Source organism: Alteromonas sp. P256, assembly GCF_036864455.1.
In the GTDB taxonomy this organism is placed as follows: domain Bacteria; phylum Pseudomonadota; class Gammaproteobacteria; order Enterobacterales; family Alteromonadaceae; genus Alteromonas.
In genome coordinates this window covers 22,179-42,085 of sequence record NZ_JAZETM010000008.1, presented here as the reverse complement: position 1 = coordinate 42,085, position 19,907 = coordinate 22,179, and the positions used below count along the sequence as shown (strand labels likewise).

At 42.7% G+C, this 19,907-nt stretch carries 17 protein-coding genes and 1 pseudogene; 5 read left to right on the top strand and 13 right to left on the bottom strand.

Annotation, left to right across the window (positions count from 1 at the left end):
• The first annotated feature begins 54 nt into the window (after window positions 1–54).
• The gene (locus V7R39_RS12780) at window positions 55–813 is read left to right on the top strand and encodes a transporter substrate-binding domain-containing protein (RefSeq protein ID WP_334031133.1); all 759 of its coding nucleotides are present in this window, start codon (window positions 55–57) and stop codon (window positions 811–813) included.
• Window positions 814–940: 127 nt separating this feature from the next.
• Here the strand turns inward: V7R39_RS12780 and V7R39_RS12775 are convergent.
• The 5 genes and pseudogenes from V7R39_RS12775 to V7R39_RS12755 all read right to left on the bottom strand — a co-directional run bounded on the left by V7R39_RS12775 (window position 941) and on the right by V7R39_RS12755 (window position 4,496).
• Window positions 941–1,395, bottom strand: a pseudogene (locus V7R39_RS12775) (type II toxin-antitoxin system YhaV family toxin).
• Between the two features lie 20 nt (window positions 1,396–1,415).
• Entirely contained in the window at window positions 1,416–1,745 is a 330-nt protein-coding gene (locus V7R39_RS12770; protein ID WP_334031132.1) for a type II toxin-antitoxin system PrlF family antitoxin, read from the bottom strand.
• A 243-nt stretch (window positions 1,746–1,988) separates the two neighbouring features.
• The gene (locus V7R39_RS12765; protein ID WP_334031291.1) at window positions 1,989–2,162 is read right to left on the bottom strand and encodes a hypothetical protein; all 174 of its coding nucleotides are present in this window, start codon (window positions 2,160–2,162) and stop codon (window positions 1,989–1,991) included.
• Window positions 2,131–2,361 carry an RHS repeat-associated core domain-containing protein gene (locus tag V7R39_RS12760; protein WP_334031131.1) on the bottom strand — a complete coding sequence of 77 codons (231 nt, stop codon included), beginning with the start codon at window positions 2,359–2,361 and terminating at the stop codon, window positions 2,131–2,133. The genes V7R39_RS12765 and V7R39_RS12760 overlap by 32 nt, the downstream gene beginning before the upstream one ends.
• Before the next feature lie 134 nt (window positions 2,362–2,495).
• Window positions 2,496–4,496: a hypothetical protein gene (locus V7R39_RS12755; protein WP_334031130.1), complete on the bottom strand. Its 2,001-nt coding sequence runs from the start codon at window positions 4,494–4,496 to the stop codon at window positions 2,496–2,498.
• A 503-nt stretch (window positions 4,497–4,999) separates the two neighbouring features.
• Between V7R39_RS12755 and gtfA the strand changes: the two genes are divergently transcribed.
• Window positions 5,000–6,499 carry a sucrose phosphorylase gene (gene gtfA / locus V7R39_RS12750; protein ID WP_334031128.1) on the top strand — a complete coding sequence of 500 codons (1,500 nt, stop codon included), beginning with the start codon at window positions 5,000–5,002 and terminating at the stop codon, window positions 6,497–6,499.
• A gap of 242 nt (window positions 6,500–6,741) precedes the next feature.
• Here gtfA and V7R39_RS12745 read toward each other — a convergent pair whose 3' ends face one another.
• On the bottom strand, window positions 6,742–7,152 hold the full coding sequence (locus V7R39_RS12745; RefSeq protein ID WP_334031127.1) for a winged helix-turn-helix transcriptional regulator: 411 nt from the start codon (window positions 7,150–7,152) through the stop codon (window positions 6,742–6,744).
• A 126-nt stretch (window positions 7,153–7,278) separates the two neighbouring features.
• Here V7R39_RS12745 and V7R39_RS12740 point away from each other — a divergent pair, with 126 nt between their 5' ends.
• The gene (locus V7R39_RS12740) at window positions 7,279–8,274 is read left to right on the top strand and encodes a YhdH/YhfP family quinone oxidoreductase (RefSeq protein ID WP_334031126.1); all 996 of its coding nucleotides are present in this window, start codon (window positions 7,279–7,281) and stop codon (window positions 8,272–8,274) included.
• 380 nt (window positions 8,275–8,654) lie between these two features.
• Here the strand turns inward: V7R39_RS12740 and V7R39_RS12735 are convergent, their stop codons facing one another.
• The 4 genes from V7R39_RS12735 to V7R39_RS12720 all read right to left on the bottom strand — a co-directional run bounded on the left by V7R39_RS12735 (window position 8,655) and on the right by V7R39_RS12720 (window position 14,771).
• Window positions 8,655–11,057 (bottom strand): PAS domain-containing protein, encoded by a 2,403-nt coding sequence (locus V7R39_RS12735; RefSeq protein ID WP_334031125.1) that lies wholly within the window; start codon window positions 11,055–11,057, stop codon window positions 8,655–8,657.
• Window positions 11,058–11,389: 332 nt separating this feature from the next.
• Entirely contained in the window at window positions 11,390–12,400 is a 1,011-nt protein-coding gene (locus tag V7R39_RS12730; RefSeq protein WP_334031124.1) for a zinc-binding alcohol dehydrogenase family protein, read from the bottom strand.
• Between the two features lie 15 nt (window positions 12,401–12,415).
• Entirely contained in the window at window positions 12,416–13,957 is a 1,542-nt protein-coding gene (locus tag V7R39_RS12725) for a S10 family peptidase (protein WP_438823545.1), read from the bottom strand.
• 229 nt (window positions 13,958–14,186) lie between these two features.
• Window positions 14,187–14,771, bottom strand: coding sequence for an acyl carrier protein phosphodiesterase (locus V7R39_RS12720; protein WP_334031121.1), 585 nt, complete (start codon window positions 14,769–14,771; stop codon window positions 14,187–14,189).
• A 180-nt stretch (window positions 14,772–14,951) separates the two neighbouring features.
• On the opposite strand from V7R39_RS12720, the gene miaE reads away from it, so the two are divergent.
• Window positions 14,952–15,734 (top strand): tRNA isopentenyl-2-thiomethyl-A-37 hydroxylase MiaE, encoded by a 783-nt coding sequence (miaE, locus tag V7R39_RS12715; protein WP_334031119.1) that lies wholly within the window; start codon window positions 14,952–14,954, stop codon window positions 15,732–15,734.
• A 549-nt stretch (window positions 15,735–16,283) separates the two neighbouring features.
• Entirely contained in the window at window positions 16,284–16,883 is a 600-nt protein-coding gene (locus V7R39_RS12710; RefSeq protein WP_269520994.1) for a Yip1 family protein, read from the top strand.
• A gap of 204 nt (window positions 16,884–17,087) precedes the next feature.
• Here the strand turns inward: V7R39_RS12710 and purF are convergent, their stop codons facing one another.
• From purF to V7R39_RS12695, 3 genes are all read right to left on the bottom strand, one after another.
• Window positions 17,088–18,608: an amidophosphoribosyltransferase gene (purF, locus tag V7R39_RS12705; RefSeq protein WP_334031115.1), complete on the bottom strand. Its 1,521-nt coding sequence runs from the start codon at window positions 18,606–18,608 to the stop codon at window positions 17,088–17,090.
• Window positions 18,609–18,622: 14 nt separating this feature from the next.
• Window positions 18,623–19,111, bottom strand: a complete 489-nt coding sequence (locus V7R39_RS12700) for a CvpA family protein (protein ID WP_032096730.1) — start codon at window positions 19,109–19,111, stop codon at window positions 18,623–18,625.
• A 165-nt stretch (window positions 19,112–19,276) separates the two neighbouring features.
• Window positions 19,277–19,903, bottom strand: coding sequence for an SPOR domain-containing protein (locus tag V7R39_RS12695; protein WP_334031113.1), 627 nt, complete (start codon window positions 19,901–19,903; stop codon window positions 19,277–19,279).
• Between the last annotated feature and the right edge of the window lie 4 nt (window positions 19,904–19,907).

Below are 19,907 nucleotides of genomic sequence, written 5' to 3'. Positions count from 1 at the left end.
AAACAGCGAGGGGTGGGATTGCACTAGGTCGATAACTTGGTTTGTTGAAGCGTTATGAGAAATACAATAAAAAAACTAGCCTGTTTTGTTTTGCTGTTATGCGCATCCACAACCAGCGCGGTGAGCAGCGAAGAGAAAGTATACCGAGTGGGACTTGAGGACGTCGATTATTATCCGATGTTCACTAAGATTGACGAGCGGAGTAAAACAAGCTTTTTGGTTGACGTAATGGAGCTGTTTGCCGAGCGAAGTGGACTGAAATTCGAATACATTCACTTACCCGTTACCCGCTTTGATGAATGGTACCAACAAGACGACATTGATTTTCGTATACCTGACAGCCCTATTTGGAGCGTCAAAACTGATAATCTCGTGTTCAGTCAAGGGATTATTAAATTACGCGCTGACACAGTAGTGTTGAAACAAAATGAGTCAAAACCATTGTCGTCGTTGAAAGTACTGGGTTCTCTTTACGGTTTTGTTCCAGGCCCTCATTGGCGGGACCACATTAGCGCTGGGCATACAAAATTTATCTACGAAAGCTCTATGAGTGTGCTGGTACGAATGCTGAAAAAAGGTATGATTGATGGCCTAGACGTCAGTATTTTTGTTGTTCATCATTATGCAAAACAATTAGGTTACAAACCAGAAGATTTTGTCGCATCTTCACAAGCACCAAGCACACACTTTAGCTATCAACTATCCACAATGTCTTACCCAGAAATTATCAAAGATTTTAATGCGTTTCTTGTCGCTTCTCAAAATGAGATAAGCATGCTGAAACAAAGAAAAAACATTTTTGATGTGAAGTAGCAACTTAAATGTCGTTGATAACCACCTATATTCATTATGTTCACTAAATCTTAGTACCGAGCCTGCATATAAAATAATCTGGAATACGATCCAGGCTACTGTCCTTCTTGAGAAACAAGCGGTTCGCTTATGGAGAGAGCAATTCGCCCTTAGCTGCTTTTAGAAGATCATCCCAAACCTCGGGAGGATGACCAGCCTTCAACATCTTTTCGAACACTTTATAAGCATCTGTTTTGCTGCCGTATGCACGTTTATTTTTTCATCATTCACCCATACATAAACGATGACTTTCGACTCTAGGTGGTAGCGAAAAAACAAACGGTATTGCTGGAAGAACTTAGCTCGAAACCAATGCTTGTTGTCATCACCTAATGTACTTCCTTGGCGAAATTCAGCATTGGTAGGATCATGTGGTATTAATTCAAAGATTAGTCTTTGAATTGCAGCCAATCGTTTCGTGGCATTCTTTTTAAGGTAGCCTTTTGGATCTTTCTTACGTAAAACTTCAACTTGAAATTTAAGGCTAAGGTATTGCTCTTTAAACAATGGATGGGTGTAAAGTGTCCAACCATTTACAACCATTGGTATCGTTTTTTGCAAACTTACTCGTCCTCATCCAATAACGGAGCATCTAAGTCAATCTCAACACCTTGAACCAACGCATCAACGCTTTCACGCATACTTGCTGATAACGGCTCTAGTCTTTCAGGATGAGCTTGCATATCACGCGCTATGAACGATAAAAACTCGCCAAGCACAGGGTCACTTTCTTTTGCTTCTGCACGCGAAATAACAACACTGCCATCTGACTGAATAGCGTATTTAATTTTGTCTTTCTTGCCTAACTGCAACGCCTGACGAACAGGACTAGGCACTGTAGTTTGAAAACGGTCTGTAAGTGTTGATTCAGTTTCTAAAGCAACTTGTGCCATAACAACCTATACCTTTTACTTCTGTTATTGGTTTTGATTTTAGTATGAATGAAGAGGTAATGCAAATGCATTACTTTTTGTGGTGTGTGCTAGAAAATACTCAAATCACTCAACGCTGAGGTATGTGACTTCCCATACAATTCGGCAAGTTTAGACCGTGAGACATTTAAATCGCTGAGTCATCTTTTCTTCTTAGTACACATAATTATAAAGCAATTAAGTGTTTAAAGAAGTCTGGTCGATTCAGTTTCCTGTAATATCAACAGTCGCACCAGCAACTTTACTATTTGTTGCTTTTGCAACTAAAGAACCAGCCTTCGCAATTTTTTCACCAATGCCAGCCCCAACCGCTCCAGTCACGAGAGCAATTGCAGTTTGTGCAGGATCAACTTTGGTTATACCCCCCTCCATTTTCAATCAACTGTATTCCGACGTCTAGAGCTGCACTAAAAAATGCACCTGCTAAAAACTCTCCACTCGGGTCTTTATATTTGTATGGGTTATTATTTACATACATATACCTGTTGAATGACATCACTGGGTTTTTAGCAGTATACCCCACCGGATCATTCGAATAAAAACGCCCGATAACTGGATCATAGTATCGTGCCTGCATATACACTGTAGTGCTATAACTCTGGTGAAAAGTAAACAGGCGTAAAAAAACCCGGTTGCAGAACCGGGCTTTTTAATTACAGTTGTAAACAGTTGATTAGGGATATAAACGTTAATTTATATCCCTACTGTGATTTATTGAGGGTTTAAAGGCGTGTTCGAATTATACCGGAACTGCCCTTTTAAAGTTGGGTTAGTAAGTTCACAGCTTTGTTCAAAATCAACGGCTAAACTTTCGATATCACCAGACTCGTTGTATGACAATTCAAAAATTTCAAATCTACCGCTGCTTTGGTTGCATCCTCTTCCCGATCCAGTGAAACTTAAGCCCGGAGATGTGGGAGATTGAAAAGGATACCTTCTCGCCCCTTCATATATGCCTACGCCAATAACTTCGTCTGATGGCGCTGCTAGGTCTAAATTCCACCAATCGTTTCCATTAAACGAAACGTCCAAATAATTTGCACTTTCTTCGTAATAGTTAACATTAAACACACCGTCTTCATCAGTATAAAACTTGCTTTGCCCCCCGCCAATATAGTCGCCTTGAGGACTGTCAAAGCTCAGTATCGTGCTCATTGGTTCAACGTAACTGATAGTCAACTCTTCGGTCACGCTGTAACCTGAGGATGCAGTGATAACTACTTCAATAGAAAGATCGTCAGTTGCTTCTTCTGGTACGGTAAATCTCGTTTCTGCTCCAGTTGGGTTGTCAAAAACCACTCCCGCACTGCTCGCCTCGCGCCACTGAAAAGAGAGCTCTCCGTTTGAGTTATTTGTTGTTTCTGCCGCATTAAGTAACGGAGTATCATTAAACCGGTATAGTTTTGATTGGCTAGCTATAGCTGGAATAATTTCGTTGCTTGTTTGAATTGAGGGCAAATATACATATTCATTTTGACCGTTCGTCGCTACTACCTCAATATCTACTAAGGTATAGCTCTTATCAGCCTGAAGAGCTCGTTCAGGCGAAGCAATAATCATAGCCCCGTTGATTTCTATTGATGCAGGAACATCGACATATGGGTACTCGTTTGCACCAAACGCAAATTCTCCATAGGGTGGGCTTACCGATTCTACTGGACGAGAAAACACTAAGGTAACACTGTCACTCAAACCAAACTTATCTAGCGAGGACTTATTGGCAACGGTGACAAAAGCAAAGTTATCTGAGCGAAAAGGAACAATATAGTCTGGCAATTGTGCACTAACGCCCATCATTGCGCCTTCGATTGCATCATCCCATTGCAATAAATAAGTATCCGAATTGTATGATACATTGAAGTAAGTTGAATTTTCGACGAAATTTGCGGTTACCGTTAATACATCTGTTGAAGAGGTAGAAATGGAAATCTCTCCCTCATTCGGATATTCATTTAAGTAACCTGAGAAACCTTGCAACTGTGAAATACGGTAAAAAGTACCTAGCTCTTCGTCGTTAATACTTCCGCTAACGCCAACGCTATATTTTGCTGTTTGATAGTCGTCCCGCTTTATAATTTCAAAATTGCTGAAGGTCATAACCTTTTGGTTATTAAAATTAAGCGGTACGTTGCCTACTGTATTTACAAAAAGTGAACTTTCTGACGTCTCACCCTCATATTTAACACGTATTACGCCATCAAGATTTATGACGCCATCGATAATTAAATCGCTTATATCAACATTTGCTGTAAAACTCTCGTTCTCAGCAAATAACTCGATATCGTAGACAACACTCCCATCAGCAACATCGTCTAAGCTTGCAACATAGCATTCACGATAATTAATGGTTACCGTATCCCCATCTGAGAACTCGCCATTACTGTCATTATCGGCATGCACTTGCTCAAACAATCCACCATTACTACAGCTTAACTCCCCCGTTGAACCAGAGGTACTGTTAAGAACTAAGGTGTTTTGAGACATAAAGCCAATTTGTAGTAAGCTATCCATGGCTGAGAGGCTACTGAGTGCAGCTTGACTATCATAACCAGACAGCGTAACTGCAGGTGTGGTTGGTGGCGGGTTTGACCCACTTCCAATATTCGAATTACCACCACTATCGCTACCTCCACCTCCACCACATGCGGTGAGGATAAAAAACGAACTTAGCGACAAAATTGAGGTTTTACAGGCACGATTACAGGCGGTCATAGCCAGACTTCCTTTTCTATGTGATTGATATTGTTGAACTAGCAATCAGAGTATATGCACAATAGCAATTGATGTTAATATTTAAATGAAACCAAGCAGCGGATTATTTTCTTTGGAAAAAGTAACAAGCTTCACCAACAAAATCGCTAACTCATTAAAATTTAAAATATTTTCAGTCCTTGCCTAGCTATTTTTCTTTTTAAAACAAACATCTTGTAACAAATTACCGCTCTTTCTCAGTTGTTCTGTACAATTAAACATCTCATTTACAAATCAGTAATCCATTGCTATATTCTCCCCTAACAACTTAATCGATTAAGAAAGGCTCGAGTTGTAAAGTCATTCGGATTAACGACTCTACTCTCGTGTCACTCATTGTTAAGCTAAACCTCTATCTTATTGAAAGTGACTTCAATAAAGCGGTTCTTGCTTAATGGTATTCAATACATACCAAGGCGTACTCACTGCGCCTACTGTAACAACCGTATTTTCGGAGAATTTCAATGTCTATAAGCAACGGCGTTCAGTTAATTACTTATGCAGACAGATTGGGCGATGGCAGTATCGAAAGCCTTAACAGCCTTTTAAATGGTGCACTGGCCAACTTATTTAAGGGTGTGCATTTATTACCATTTTATTATCCCTTTGATGGTGAAGATGCCGGTTTCGACCCTATTGATCATACAAGTGTCGATAAACGTCTTGGCGATTGGGGCCATGTGAAAAAAATGGGTGAATCTGTTGATATTATGGCAGACCTTATTGTTAATCATATGTCAGCGCAGAGTCAGCAGTTTCGTGACGTACTACAGCACGGTAGAGACTCACAATACTGGCCTCTCTTTTTGACTAAACAAGACGTTTTCAACAGTAAAGACGACGCTGAAATTGATGCACAGATTGCACAGGTTTTTAGACCTCGCCCAACACCTTTTTTTAGCGACTATGATATTGCAGGCAATGAAACAGTACCTTTTTGGACGACATTCACCTCAAATCAAATTGATATAGATGTTGAGTCTGACCTTGGGAAAGACTACTTGTCGTCTATCCTTACTTCGTTTACCGAGAGTAATGTCGACCTGATTCGCCTCGATGCTGCGGGTTACGCCATTAAACGAGCTGGTACTAATTGCTTTATGCTTGAAGAGACGTTTGCGTTTATTGAAGAATTAAGCACCCGTGCACGCTCTATGAACATGCAATGTCTTGTCGAAATTCACAGCCACTATCAAACACAAATTGAAATTGCAGAGCGCTGCGACAGCGTGTACGACTTCGCATTGCCCCCATTAGTGTTGCATACCCTGTTTACCCAAGACGCAAGCGCCCTAGCCCACTGGTTATCTATTTCTCCACGCAACTGCTTTACTGTTTTAGACACACACGACGGTATTGGCATTGTTGATGTTGGTGCAAATGGTGATAAGCCCGGACTCCTTGAAAACGAGGCGATAAACGCGCTTGTTGAACAAATACATACAAATTCAAACGGCGAGTCGAGAAAAGCCACCGGGGCTGCAGCGAATAATGTGGATTTGTATCAGGTAAACTGTACCTATTACGATGCACTGGGTAAGAACGATTTTAGCTATCTTTTAGCCCGCGCCATCCAATTCTTCAGCCCTGGTATTCCACAAGTTTACTACGGGGGCCTACTCGCCGCCGATAACGACATGGAGCTTCTGGCTAAAACCAATGTAGGCCGCGATATAAACCGCCCCTATTTGTCGACTAAAACTGTAGAAGAAGCCGTTGAAAAGCCGGTTGTTAAAGGGTTGTTTGAGCTCATTAAGTTACGAAATCACAGCAACGCGTTTAATGGTGATTTTTCTGTGTCGTATGAAGAAAGCCTGCTTACTTTGAACTGGGAAAATCAAGGAGATAGCGCACGTCTTGAAATTGACTTTACGACTACTGATTTTAATGCTGTGGATGCCGCTATCCATATAAAAGATGGAGAGAAGACATCTACGTTGAAAATTAGTGAATTGTTAGGCTAATCGCCGCAACAACAATGCGAATGTAGTCAACACGAAAGGCTCGAAACTTCTGTTTCGAGCCTTTCTTTCATTAAGAGCTTTGGATTTAGAGGCTTGCTTTAAGAATCTTGTTTTGCAAGTATTTACTAAAAGCATCTTATATATGGGTGGCGTGTTTTGAGCCACTATTCTCACATGCGTATTGAAAGTATATTCACTAGCCTATACTTTTTTAATAGAAATTTTCTGTTTATGACCAGCGTTTAGCGATGATTATCGTTGTAATCTTTTCCCCATTCACATAACTGACGTAACGTGGGCTCTAATGTACGCCCAAGCTCCGTTAACGAATACTCTACCCGCGGTGGCACTTCAGCATAAACCTTACGATTTACAAGTTTATCTCTCTCTAGCTCACGCAACTGCTGGGTGAGCATTTTTTGTGTCACCCCTTGCAATCGGCGTCTTAACTGGCTGAATCGAAGTGTTTTGTGGCACAAGTGCCATAAAATTACGCCTTTCCACTTACCACCAATAATCTCAAGTGAAACAGCCACACCGCAAACATATTGCGGTGTTTCTTGATTGCTCTCACACTCGCTTTCTTTTTCTATTTCAAGCTCACTCTTATGCTCACTTAAGCGAGCACTATCCGTTTTTAATACTTGCGCCATTCTGCACTCTCAATAAAACTCAATAGTATCATTTTGGGTACTACCCTACTAAAAAGTGCATACTTGCACAAAATAAATTTACCGTCAGAATGCACTTTAAGTAAATAACAGTTAAGGAAAGCTACAATGACAACATTTCAAGCATTGCTCGTAGAGAAATCTGAAGATAAAACCTTTTCACGTTCTGTGGTTGAGCGACATGTGGATGAACTTCCTGAAGGGGCGCTTCTTGTAAAAGTAAAATACTCCTCACTTAACTATAAAGATGCGCTTTCTGCGTCAGGCAATCCAGGCGTAAGCCGAAACTTTCCTCACACCCCAGGCATTGATGCAGCAGGCACTGTTGTGTCTTGCGATGATAACGCGTTTAACGAAGGTGATGATGTCATCATTACGGGCTACGATCTGGGTATGAATACCTCTGGAGGGTTTGCAGAATATATCCGTATTCCTTCGTCATGGGCGGTTGCCAAACCAGACGGTCTGTCGTTAAAAGAAACTATGGTTTTAGGCACTGCAGGCTTTACCGCTGGATTGTCTGTACAAGGGCTAGTTGAAAACAATGTAACGCCAGAAGACGGCGAAATACTTGTCACGGGTGCAACAGGAGGCGTTGGAAGCGTCGCCGTGGCATTGCTCGCCCAAGCAGGGTTTAGCGTCGTGGGCTGCACGGGTAAAGACTCACAGGCCGACTTCCTTATGTCTTTAGGCGCTTCCCGCGTGATAAATCGCGATAGCTTGCTAGAGAATAAAGAACGCCCAATGCTTAAAGAGCAATACGCAGGCGTGGTAGACACAGTAGGCGGTGAGTTTCTTGCCCAGGCAATTAAGTCGACTCAATATTGCGGTGTGGTTACCTGTTGCGGGCTTACCGCTTCAGCTCAGCTTGATGTAAGCGTATTTCCCTTTATATTGCGCGGAGTGTCATTACTAGGCATAGACTCAGTACAGTGCCCTATGCCTCCTAGAATAAGGCTATGGGATAAGCTTGCCGGTGATTGGAAACTTAATCAACTTGAAGCATTAACCACCGAGGTCGGTTTATCTCAGCTAGACGAAAAAATTGACGCTATTTTAAAAGGTCAGTTGTCTGGTCGTACACTGGTAAATTTAGACCTATAACCGATGCTTGTCCCTGCCCAGTTTGCGCACTTTTTTCGAGATTGGGCTTATCAAGCTTAAAACTGTCGAGCTTGGACTTACCAAGCCTGAAACTCTCAATTTTGACACTCTCAAGATTAAAACTGTCGAATTTGAGACTGTCTCGCTTGAGCGTAAAAAAGCTGTGAGCAAAACCAGTCTAGGTCTGCTGATTTGGCCCTGCTGGTTTGGCCCTACTGGTTTGGGTGTGTTGATTTAGGGCTAGTTGAGTAAGTCAAAAGTGCAAAAGGCGAAAGTACAAAAGGTGAATATGCAAAAGACAGGAGTCTAATGCACTTTTTAGGTGCGAGTTATTTAAAGGCCTACAGCCAAAAACAATAGCTGCAACGCTTACAGGCAAACTATCGACTGTATTGCTTTAACATGCCAAATAGTTGATTCATGTCTATTGGTTTGCCTAAGTGGCTGTTGAATCCTTCCTCTAAATAATAGGCTACGTCTTCAGGCATCACATTAGCGGTAAGTGCAATCACTGGAATATGTTGTCTCATTGCGCTTATTTGTCTATGGGCTTCCACACCATCCATTTCAGGCATATGTATATCCATAAGAATAAGGTCAAAGTCTTCTCTTTGAACCGCATCAACCGCTTGCTTGCCGTTATCCACCATGGTTATTGCAGCCATCGTATCTTCCAGCATAGTTTGAATAACCACTTGGTTAATAGCATTGTCTTCAGCAATCAGTATTTTTTTGTTAGACATTAATGGGGCAGACAGTGACTTTTTAGCTCTAGTTTGCGTATCAACTTGTGTTGGCTCAAGTGGCAAAAGCACGGTTACTGTTGTGCCCGCACCTTCAATACTGTTGAGCTTAATATCTCCATTCATCAAGTCTATTAAGCTTAACGTAATAGCCATACCCAGCCCCGTACCACCATAACGCCTAGTGGTGCTGGCATCGGCTTGAGCAAAACGTTCAAATATCCGCTGCTGGGCTTCGTTGCTCATGCCTATGCCTGAGTCGATAACTTTTATGGCTATCATTTGTTTGCCATTGTGTTCGCAATTGGCAACTTTAACTCTCACTGAGCCCGTGCTGGTAAACTTTACAGCATTAGAAACAAGGTTCAAGAGTATTTGTTTTACCCTAACAATGTCGCCTATCCAACCATCCACAAAGTTTTCATCTATATCTACAAAATAGGCCACGCCCTTGCTGCTAAGCATTTCATCCATGTCGTATTTAACAGCACTAAGTACCTCTAATAATGAAAATGGCGCAAGCTCAATACTGAGTTTATTCGACTCAATTTTTGAATAGTCGAGAATATCGTTAATAATGGTGAGCAAGCTTTGTGCTGAGAATGCGGAGTTATCGAGAATGGTACGAAGGTTTCCTTGGATATCTGAGTTTCTCAACAACTGTAGACCACCAAGAATGGCATTCATAGGCGTGCGTATTTCATGGCTCATATTGGCAAGAAAATCACTTTTCGCTTTTGCCGCTGCCTCTGCTCGCAGCTTTTCTTGCTCAAGCACCTTCATGGTCTCGACTTTATCGGTGATATCGTAATTAACGCCGATGGCTTTTACTGGCTCCCCTGCGTCGTTACGAAGAATAATAGCGTTGGCCTTAAGGTGTTTAATACTGCCGTTTGGCATTACCACACGAAACTGAGTATCAAATTTAACATCGTTTTCTATTGAATAATCGAGCAATGCTTTTACATCGTCAATGTCTTCTGGGTGAATGGTTTTTTCCCATGCTTCAAATGCACCGTTAAACTGCTCTTCTGACACACCGTAAAGCAAATACATCCACTTATCCCAACGCACCTCTTCGGTAATGAGGTCGAACTCCCACACTCCCATACCAAGGGCATCGTTAGCGACCTGTAGTCGTATTGATTCTGCTACCGCCTTTTCACGAATTTTCTGTTTCTGCACCTCTATCTGCTTTTGCGGCGTTATATCTTGAAAAACGCCGAAAAGCCCTGTGCACTCGCCACTTTCAAATTGAGGTCGTCCTTGAGCCCTTACCCAAATGTTTCGCCCAGTTGCAGTAATAAGTTCAAGCTCTAGGTTCCAAGACTTACCCTCGCTGATCCCTGTCTCTACCGCCTCAGTTATTAGCCTTTGGCTTTCTCCTGGCTTATAAAAATTGATGCCTTCTTCTAGATTCGGTTCGTAGTCGAGCGGCACCTCATGAATGCGTTTTGTTTGGTCGCTCCACACTACCTTATTTGTTTGTAAATTGACTTCCCACGTGCCGATATTGGCGGTTTTTTCGAGTTCATCCAGTAACGTGGCCCGCTTTTGAAAAGCGAGTTTCTGTTTGCCCTCATCCTCTGTTCGCGCCTGTTCCTGTTCTTTGATGTCGGAAACATCCGTCTGCGCACCAAGCATTCGAATAGGTTTACCATCACTGTTTCTGATTGCAACCCCTCGACAGCGAACCCAAATAGTGTGTCCCGATTTATGGGTGTATCTCATGACCTGATCGAAGGTTGAGTCCTTATCGGCATAATGACTTTCTAGACTTTGAAGGGCTACTTTAACGTCGTCTTTATTGACAATATTTTGCCACTCGGACTTAAGGTGCTGTTTACTGGTAGGGTCGTAACCGAGTATTTTCCAGAAGGTGGGACTCATCCAGCCTTTTTCAGGATTTTCCAAATCCCAAAACCAAACCCCATCAAGAGCAGAACTCTCAATGAAATTAAACAAGCGGTCATCACTTTTTAATAAATCTTTTAATTCAGTGAAGAGGTAATGATCGCTACCAATATTAGTTAAGGCCAAACTCTGCTCACTCATTAGGAGGAACATTTACAGAGGGTTGTAAACGTTATAGTTAAACAAGCATAGCAGTAATATCAGGCTAAATAAAACTTGTAATAACATCTATGTATACTGATTTAAGGAGGGTTAGATTAAAAAATAGTATTTATAGATTTGAGCAAAGCGATATCGTCACGTGTAACAGCTACACTTGCTATGCTTGTTTTTAATCACCGAGATGATTTTTCTCATCAAATAGGCTTGCTTCCAGTAATCCTACATTAATGAAACACCCGACGAGCACGAAAAAGGGCGTATAAACGCCCTTCTTGTCACTTAGCGATAGGTATTTTTTAAAAACCTTCTAGCACGAGTTTACCGACAGCGGTTCCGGCCTCGAGCTGCTTGTGCGCAGTAATAAGGTTTTCGGCATTTATTTTCCCTAAATGCTTACCCACTGTGGTTTTGATTTTTTTACTATCAACCAAATCGGCGACATGTTTTAGCAGACGGTGCTGTTCAATCATATCGTCGGTTTCAAACATGGAGCGAGTGAACATAAACTCCCAATGCAGCGACAAACTTTTTTGCTTAAGCTTCGATACATCAATACTTTCAGGATCGTCAATTAATGCTAGCTTGCCTTTCGGTTTCATTACCTCAACGAACATCTCTATATTGGCTTCGGAATTAGTTAAGCTAGCAATGTGAGTTACCTGCCCTACATCAAGTGCCTTTATTTGCTCGGCCATAGGTTTACTGTGGTCGATAACATGATCAGCGCCAAGGGACTTAACCCACGATTTCGTTTCATCTCGAGAAGCTGTGGCGATAACTGTAGCGCCAGTTAGCACCTTCAGTAGCTGCAGCATAATAGAGCCTACTCCGCCTGCAGCGCCAACCACGAGCACCACTTCATCACTTTTTTCTTGTTGCTGTTTTAGCAGCAGGTGATCAAAGAGTAATTCGTAAGCCGTGATGGTAGTCAGCGGCAGCGCTGCCGCCTCGCTATCAGACAGCGTCTTTGGCGCTATTGCTACAATACGCTCATCAACCAATTGATACTCTGCGTTGGTGCCTTGACGAGTAAGGTCTCCTGCGTAATACACACGGTCGCCCACCGCGAATGCCGTGACATCGCTTCCTACTTCTTTCACTACGCCAACGGCATCCCAACCAAGTATTTTTGGTTGTCCTTGAGGCTCAACCCGTTGCCGAATTTTGCAATCTACTGGGTTAACGGCGATAGCACTAATTTTTACAAGTAAATCGGTGCCTGTTGCACTAGGCTTTTCAACTTCGATATCTTCTAGCGCATTTTCATCACCTATCGCCAACGAGCGAGTGTAGCCTACGGCCTTCATTATCAACTCCTTTAATTAACGTTTATACATAGCAGGCATACCTTCACCAGGCGTGCTGTTTTTAATGAACTCGCGTAAATCTTGATTCGATGATTTCAAATCGTCACGACGAAGGTACATCATATGCCCACTTCTATAGCCTTTGAAACTTAAGCGGTCTTTCATTGCACCGCTGTGATCTAGCTGCCACATGGTGTATTTGGCATCAAAATAATTGGTTGCACCATCGTAATAACCAGCTTGAATCATGACATTTAAATAGGGGTTTTGGGCCATCGCTAGGCGCAAATTGCTTCCTGTATTGTTATTGCTCCTGTCCCATGGACGAACAGGACCAAACATGTTGTATTTAATGTCCGTTTTATACGCGAGCTCTTCGCGAAGATAGTAGTTAATGGCCGGCGTAAACGAGTGCAACCATGAGGTAAGCTCAGCCCAGTAGTCTGGTCTATCACCACTTTGTTTGGCATCAATACCTAAATAACGACTGTCTAGTCTGCCAAGGGTTTTGCCTTCATCGCGCAGCAGCTCTTTCCAGAAAAACGCGGTACTGACATCTAAATTATTCTGCGAAACGGCGTCTTCACTTAACCCAGAGTAACGAGCCATTTTTGCCAGCACCTTGCGCTTTTCTTCTGGCTCGATGAAGCCACCTTTTGCTAATGCAGGTATCAGCTCATTGATAGTAAAGTCTTCTACCTCTGGCAGTAATTCAAGCAGGTCCTTGTTTTGAAGCTCTGAATCTAGCTTATTGTGGTACCACGCTGCCGCAGCAAAGTAAGGTAAGCGGTTAGCCGCTTTTACCGGGCCATTACGCTCAATACCAATATCGGTTGGAGAAACTAAAATAACGCCATTTAAATACATCCACTGACGATTTTGTAATTCAAGGGCAAGGCCTGACACCCGCGTAGTACCGTAGCTTTCGCCGATGAGGTATTTAGGAGAGCGCCAGCGATTGTTTCTGGTAACAAAGGTATTTACCCAATCTGCAAGGTAGCTAATATCGGCATTAACGCCGAAGAACATTTTTTTCTGCTCTTCCTGTGACGGCATTTTGCCCTCGGCATTAGGCAACACTCTGCTGTAACCCGTATTGACTGGGTTTACAAACACAATGTCAGCGGCATCTAATACTGAGTATGGGTTGGTTTGTACGCCATAAGGCTGCACTGGATAGCCTTCGTCGTCGATATTGAGAATACGAGGCCCAGTATACGCTACATGCATCCATACTGATGCAGAGCCAGGCCCGCCGTTAAATGAAATGATTAGGGGTCTTTTGGCATCGTCTTTTACATCGGTGCGCTTGTAGTAAGTGTAGAAAAGCGTTGCGACAGCTTCGTCCTTACTATTCCATACTGGCTGAGTGCCAGTAGTGGCACTGTATTTAACGCGCTTGCCTAAAATTTTGGTCTCATGTTCGGTTACAACTTTACTGTCTATTTCGATAGCACGGTCGTGTTCTTGTGCAATAGCGTTAAACGTAAATAGTGAAAGAAACAGCAGACAATACGACGCTGCCGCTTTAAAAGTGTTTGAGTAGGATATTGTCATTTTCATACACGCTTCTTTTTGTTTGGATTATTGACTCATCCACTATAACCCTAGTGGCTTATTCTCTCTAATTAGAACGATAAGTTAACGAAATTAGTCGATATACCTCTGTATAGGCTTATTCACACATATGCTCGAAGAGAAAGCCTACAGAAAATTCGCAGAGAGATTTCACAGATTGAGTTCACGGAGAGAGTTGGCAAAGAGAGGGCAATTCCGCTAAGGGCGATTAATTTTCTATTGCCTTTTCATTAACATGCTCAATAAGCTCAGGAAGAAACGAGAGAAACAAGCTCTCCAATTTAGCTTTATTGCTTGCAATATCATCCACACTTTTATGAAAGTCATTTTTAAAACGAATGCGTTTCGCTACCACAGAAATAGCCTTAGCAATTCCCTCTTCTCTTGCGTAATCGTCGAACCAGTTATGAGTGATCATATGGCCAACGCTATGCTGCATTGTGCGTGGCATTTGCGGCAGCCGCGTTTCTAGCAGTTCAAATCGCTGTGAGCAAAATGATGAAAATGGCTGGCCGGAAAAACGAGACCAATGTTTTATTAAAAGGTGATCAAAATAAATATCAATAGCAACGGGAGCATAGCGACGTCTGCTTTGATGAAACAAGGTTTTCGCTTCTTTCACTAAATCGTGTTGGTCAGTGAATTTATCCACTACATAATGATTCTCAAGCCCCCGCTGCACATCCTGTGAAAAAGCAATGACATCGACTCCTCGACGAAAGTCGCCTAGCAAATTACCAAATTGGGAATCTGCCGTTGGTTTAGCGAGAAAAAGATGAGCTAAATAATTCATAATGTTGTTTAGTTCTTATTTCGGTTGTGTGTAACAGGGGCCATCAGGTAAAATTTGTAATCAATAGTCAGCAACGCTTTTAAGTAGTCAGCGCTTAAGTTTTCAGTACATGCATCCAGCATTATTACGAGAATGCTAATCGTAACAGTTTTCACGTCATTTCATCAGGTAAGTAAATTAATGTCTGCAATATCATCTTCAGAAATATCTTCTCTTCTTGAGCCAGTAAATGCATTTTTGCAGTGTAATACGCCAGACGCGTGGTTAGATGAAGCAAAGAAAGAAGAGAACCTTCGTATGCTGCTTACCGATCATTTAATTTGTGAATTGAAAGCTGCCCAGAGCGCCATGTACTTACTTCGCCGTTATGTAGCAGATGAAGAAACCAGTAAAGTACTTCTAGGCTGGCTTAAACCTTATGAAGACTTTACGTATAGACATGTTGGCGACTGGCAGTCTCTAAACACAAAGCATTTATCAAAGAGCGTGTTCAATGTTGATGGCTTAGACAGCGTAAAAAAAGACATGTTGGACAAAATGGTCATGTTGATTAAAGAAGAACTGCACCATTTTTATCAAGTGCTTGAGATAATGCATCGCCTTGGGTTTGAGTATAAATCGGTAACCTCTAGTCGCTACGCTAACGGACTGCTTAAACACGTTCGCACCTACGAGCCAGAAAAGTTAGTGGATAAGCTTATTTGCGGCGCCTACATTGAAGCCCGCTCCTGTGAGCGTTTTGCAAAACTTGCTCCACATGTGTCTGATGAACTCGGCAAGTTTTATGTATCGTTATTACGCTCCGAAGCACGCCACTTCGAGGACTATTTGACCCTTGCTGCGGCGATTTCGCCCGTAGACATTACCGAGCGGGTTTCACTTTTCGGCGATGTTGAAAAGCAGCTTATCGAAAGCAAAGACTCAGAACTTCGCTTCCATTCTGGCATGCCTGCCGCGGCCTAACATCATTCCTTATCTTTACTGGTGATACTTTGTCCCCGCGCTTAAACCAAAAGCGGTACCTATGCCTTTAGTTACAACGATACTTTGAATTTGGCGGCAATATTGCCGCCCCACCAAACAGACGATTATTTAGTCAATATTCATTGACGCCCATATGATCTTACTGCACACTAAAATTGTAAAAATATTGTTAACGGCAGTTAGCAGCGTGCTAATCCAAGCTCTGATATAAGCTCTAATATAAGTTCTGATGTAAGCGCAAGTGTAAGTAAGAAAACTGCAGGTTGGGAACTTGTAGCTTCGAAAGCTCGAAAGCACGAGAGCTAGAGAGTTGAAGAGTTCAAAGCTTGAGAAACAACAAGCACGCTTTATGTATTTTGAGTCAATAGCAAGCGGTCACTGGTTCACTTGCGAATGATCGCTGCGTTTACCTTACCGAGTTCGCTCTACTTTGTTCGCTATGCGGCGTTCTTTAGGGTAAAACCTCACTGCCCAAACAATACACTCGCTCGTTTTTATAATAATAACGTTGTTAAAAAGGCAGGGACTATGATTCTAAATCACCTCATCGGCATCTACACTCATCCAAGAGAAGAGTGGCAGACAATTGATACTAAACACGAAAACTATTTTTACGCGCTTACCCATATTGCATTTATTGCACTTATTCCTTCTGTTGTTGCTTATTATTCTAGCGCTCATACAGGCTGGAGTATTGGTGCAGGCGACGTTATAAGACTTAGTGAAAACAGCGCTATTATGATGGGCATAGGCATGTACTTCGGTTTAATCGCTGGGGTGGTTGCGCTTGCGCTTTTAATTCATGAGCTTGCAAAAGCGTTTGACAGCTCGCCTACCTACACACAATCACTCGAGCTTGCCGCCTACACAGCTACTCCCCTATTTATGGTGGGCTTAGCTGGTCTTTACCCTGAATTATGGGTGGTGATGACGGCACTGTTAGTGGGCATTAGCTACTCGGTTTATTTGCTCTACTCTGGTGTTCCTATTCTTATGCATATGCATGAAGACAAAGGCTTTATCTACTCAAGCTCGGTGGTTACTTGCGGCCTTGTGTTGCTGGTAATATTAATGACTGGCTCGGTGTTAGTGTGGGGATTATCAGGCGGGCCTGTTTTTATTCACTAACATGGTGATGTTAACGGGTTTGACGTTATCGTATTAGCAATAAACACAAAAATGCCGCTTTAAAAGCGGCATTTTTAATGGTTTCTTTTCAAGAGTGTCATCTCTGCACACTGACCTTAGCAATAGTGAGCACAATGGCCTTAGCAATAGTAAGTACATTAGTGTTCAAAACAGCATTCACGAGAGTATGCGTACGTGCATCAACTAGTTAGAATCCATGTTATGAACATCTAAATTACTGAGCTCAGCCTGCATGGTCGGCGCTTGGTTCGATTTTTCACCACGAGACATATCAATTCGCTCTAAATATTCTTGGTCTATGTCTGCGGTAATATAGTTTCCGTCAAACACTGATGTTTCAAAACGCTGAATACTTTCGTTTTCTTCACGAACTGCTTCTACTAGGTCTGAAATGTCTTGGAAGATAAGACCATCTGCCTGAATTAAGTCTGCTATTTGATCAATCTCACGACCATAGGCAATGAGCTCGTTAGCGGATGGCATATCTATGCCATACACATTGGGAAAACGTATTTCAGGTGCTGCTGAAGCGAAGTAAACCTTTTTGGCTCCCGACTCTCTTGCCATTTCGATAATCTGACCTGACGTAGTACCGCGAACAATAGAATCATCTACTAGCAGTACACTCTTACCTTTAAACTCAGACGAAATCGCATTTAGCTTTCGGCGAACCGACTTTTTACGCAGCGTCTGGCCCGGCATAATAAAGGTGCGGCCAATGTAGCGGTTTTTCACAAAACCCTGCCTGTAAGGTAAATCGAGCGTATTGGCTATTTGCAGCGCTACGTCCATAGACGTTTCAGGAATTGGAATAACCACATCAATATCTAAGTCAGACCATTCACGCTTAATCTTTTCACCGAGCTTTCTACCCATATTGACACGTGATGCATACACTGAGATGCCGTCGATAAAGCTATCGGGGCGGGCAAAGTATACAAATTCAAAAATACAGGGCGAGGTAATTGGGTTTTCAGAGCACTGGCGAGTATGCAACTGGCCTTCTTCGGTGATAAATACTGCTTCACCTGGCGCAACATCGCGAACAAACTGAAAGCCTACTGCATCAATAGCAACACTTTCTGAGGCAACCATCCACTCTTCACCCACTTCAGTCATGCGCTTACCTAGCGCAAGTGGGCGAATGCCGTGAGGGTCGCGAAAAGCAACAATACCTTGGCCGATGATGGCTGCAACCACCGCATACGCACCGCGAATTTTCTTATGTACCTTTGTGACCACTTCAAAAATGTGCTCGGCACTTACGCTTAAGCCTGCAACTTGTTGTAGCTCATGGGCTAAGATATTAAGCAGTAATTCAGAATCAGATGTCGTGTTGATATGGCGACGAGCAATGCGGAATACTTCCTGCTGAAGGTCGTGGGCATTGGTTAAGTTACCGTTGTGAGCAAACGCTATACCAAACGGTGAGTTAACATAGAAAGGCTGTGCCTCTGCTGAACTTGATGTTCCCGCTGTTGGGTATCTAACATGCCCAATCCCCATATTGCCCGTTAAACGCTTCATATGGCGGGTGTGGAAAACGTCTCGCACCAAGCCATTGGCCTTGCGCAAGTTAAACATATTCTGATCGATAGTCATTATACCTGCAGCATCCTGCCCGCGGTGCTGAATAACCGTCAAACCGTCATAAAGAGACTGAGCTACGGGGGTTTTACCAACTATTCCGACAATACCACACATGTGCGTTACCTATTTTAAACGGGATTTAAGAAACTGGATGAGCCTTTCACATACGTGAAAAACCACTCAATAATGACACCAAACTCAGGAATAAGTACCGACGCCTGCCACCACAACGCGGTTGCAGCACCTGTAAAGGTATCCATAAAAAAGAGTAAAGCGCTAACAATGAGAACACCGCGCAATGCGCCAAAAACAATGCCTAATGCACGGTCGGTGCCTGATAAGCCTGTGGCTTGAACTAGTTGGCTAAACACATAGTTAACCATGCCACCTAGTATAAGTGTAGAGACAAATAATGCCGCGATAGCTGCGCCATTTTTAATGTAAGGATCGTCTATGGCAGTAAAGTAAATAGCAAGGTCGGCATAAAAATTACTGGAAATGAAGAGTGCAGAAAACCACACCACAAGGGAAATGGCCTCTTTAACAAATCCTCTAATAAGGCTTATTAAGGTCGATACCGCAATGATACCCAATATGGAGAAGTCAACCCAGTTCATTGTCTCTTTATTGCGTTGATGTTGCCTAACTTATGCTAGACAAACTGCCGTTGGCGAGATGGCGCGCATTCTAACAGAAGCCAAAAATATTACTAGTCTGTAGTAAACAGTCTGTAACAAATTAGCTCCTCCATTAGGATAAAAACGCGCCTTTAATTTTTCAGGTTACTCTACTTTGAAGGTTGTGACCTTGCCTTTAAGCTTAGTAAGTTCCTTTAAATGCGGCAGTGCCGACTCAAGCTTTTGTTTGTCTAAATCTGGCCCGACAAAAACTTTGTTCAGTAACCCTGAGCTGGTTTGGATTTTTCGGCTAAACGCTCGATAACCAGCGCGCTCAAGCTTCGCCAGTAAGCTTTTTACATTTTTTTCGTGTCTGAAGCTTCCCAGCTGAATGACCCACCCTGCATCCTCTTCAGCTAGGTCATTGCTAGCTTCTATTACGGTTTGGCTGGCAAGCTCATCTTTGGGCTCAGGAGAAGTTGAAGGCGTTTGCGTGTCATCGCTTGCTTGCAATTTGCTGGCCTGCAGCTCGGCTTTCTCTTGAGATTCGTATACATCGTCAAGCGCTTCAGCCTCTTCAACTTCTACTTCTGGCACGGCGGCTCGTGCAACGCGTTCAGAGGGAAATGGCTCGGGCTCTACTATTGGCTTTATCGGTGGGTTTGCAGGCACGGAAGCGAAAGGTTCTCGGTTCGTCTGTTTTTTGCCATCGAGAAAGTCAGGTAAAAAAATAACGGCAAGGGCCACTATGATAATGGTTCCTACCAATCTATTCTTTAATGCCGATGTCACTGCT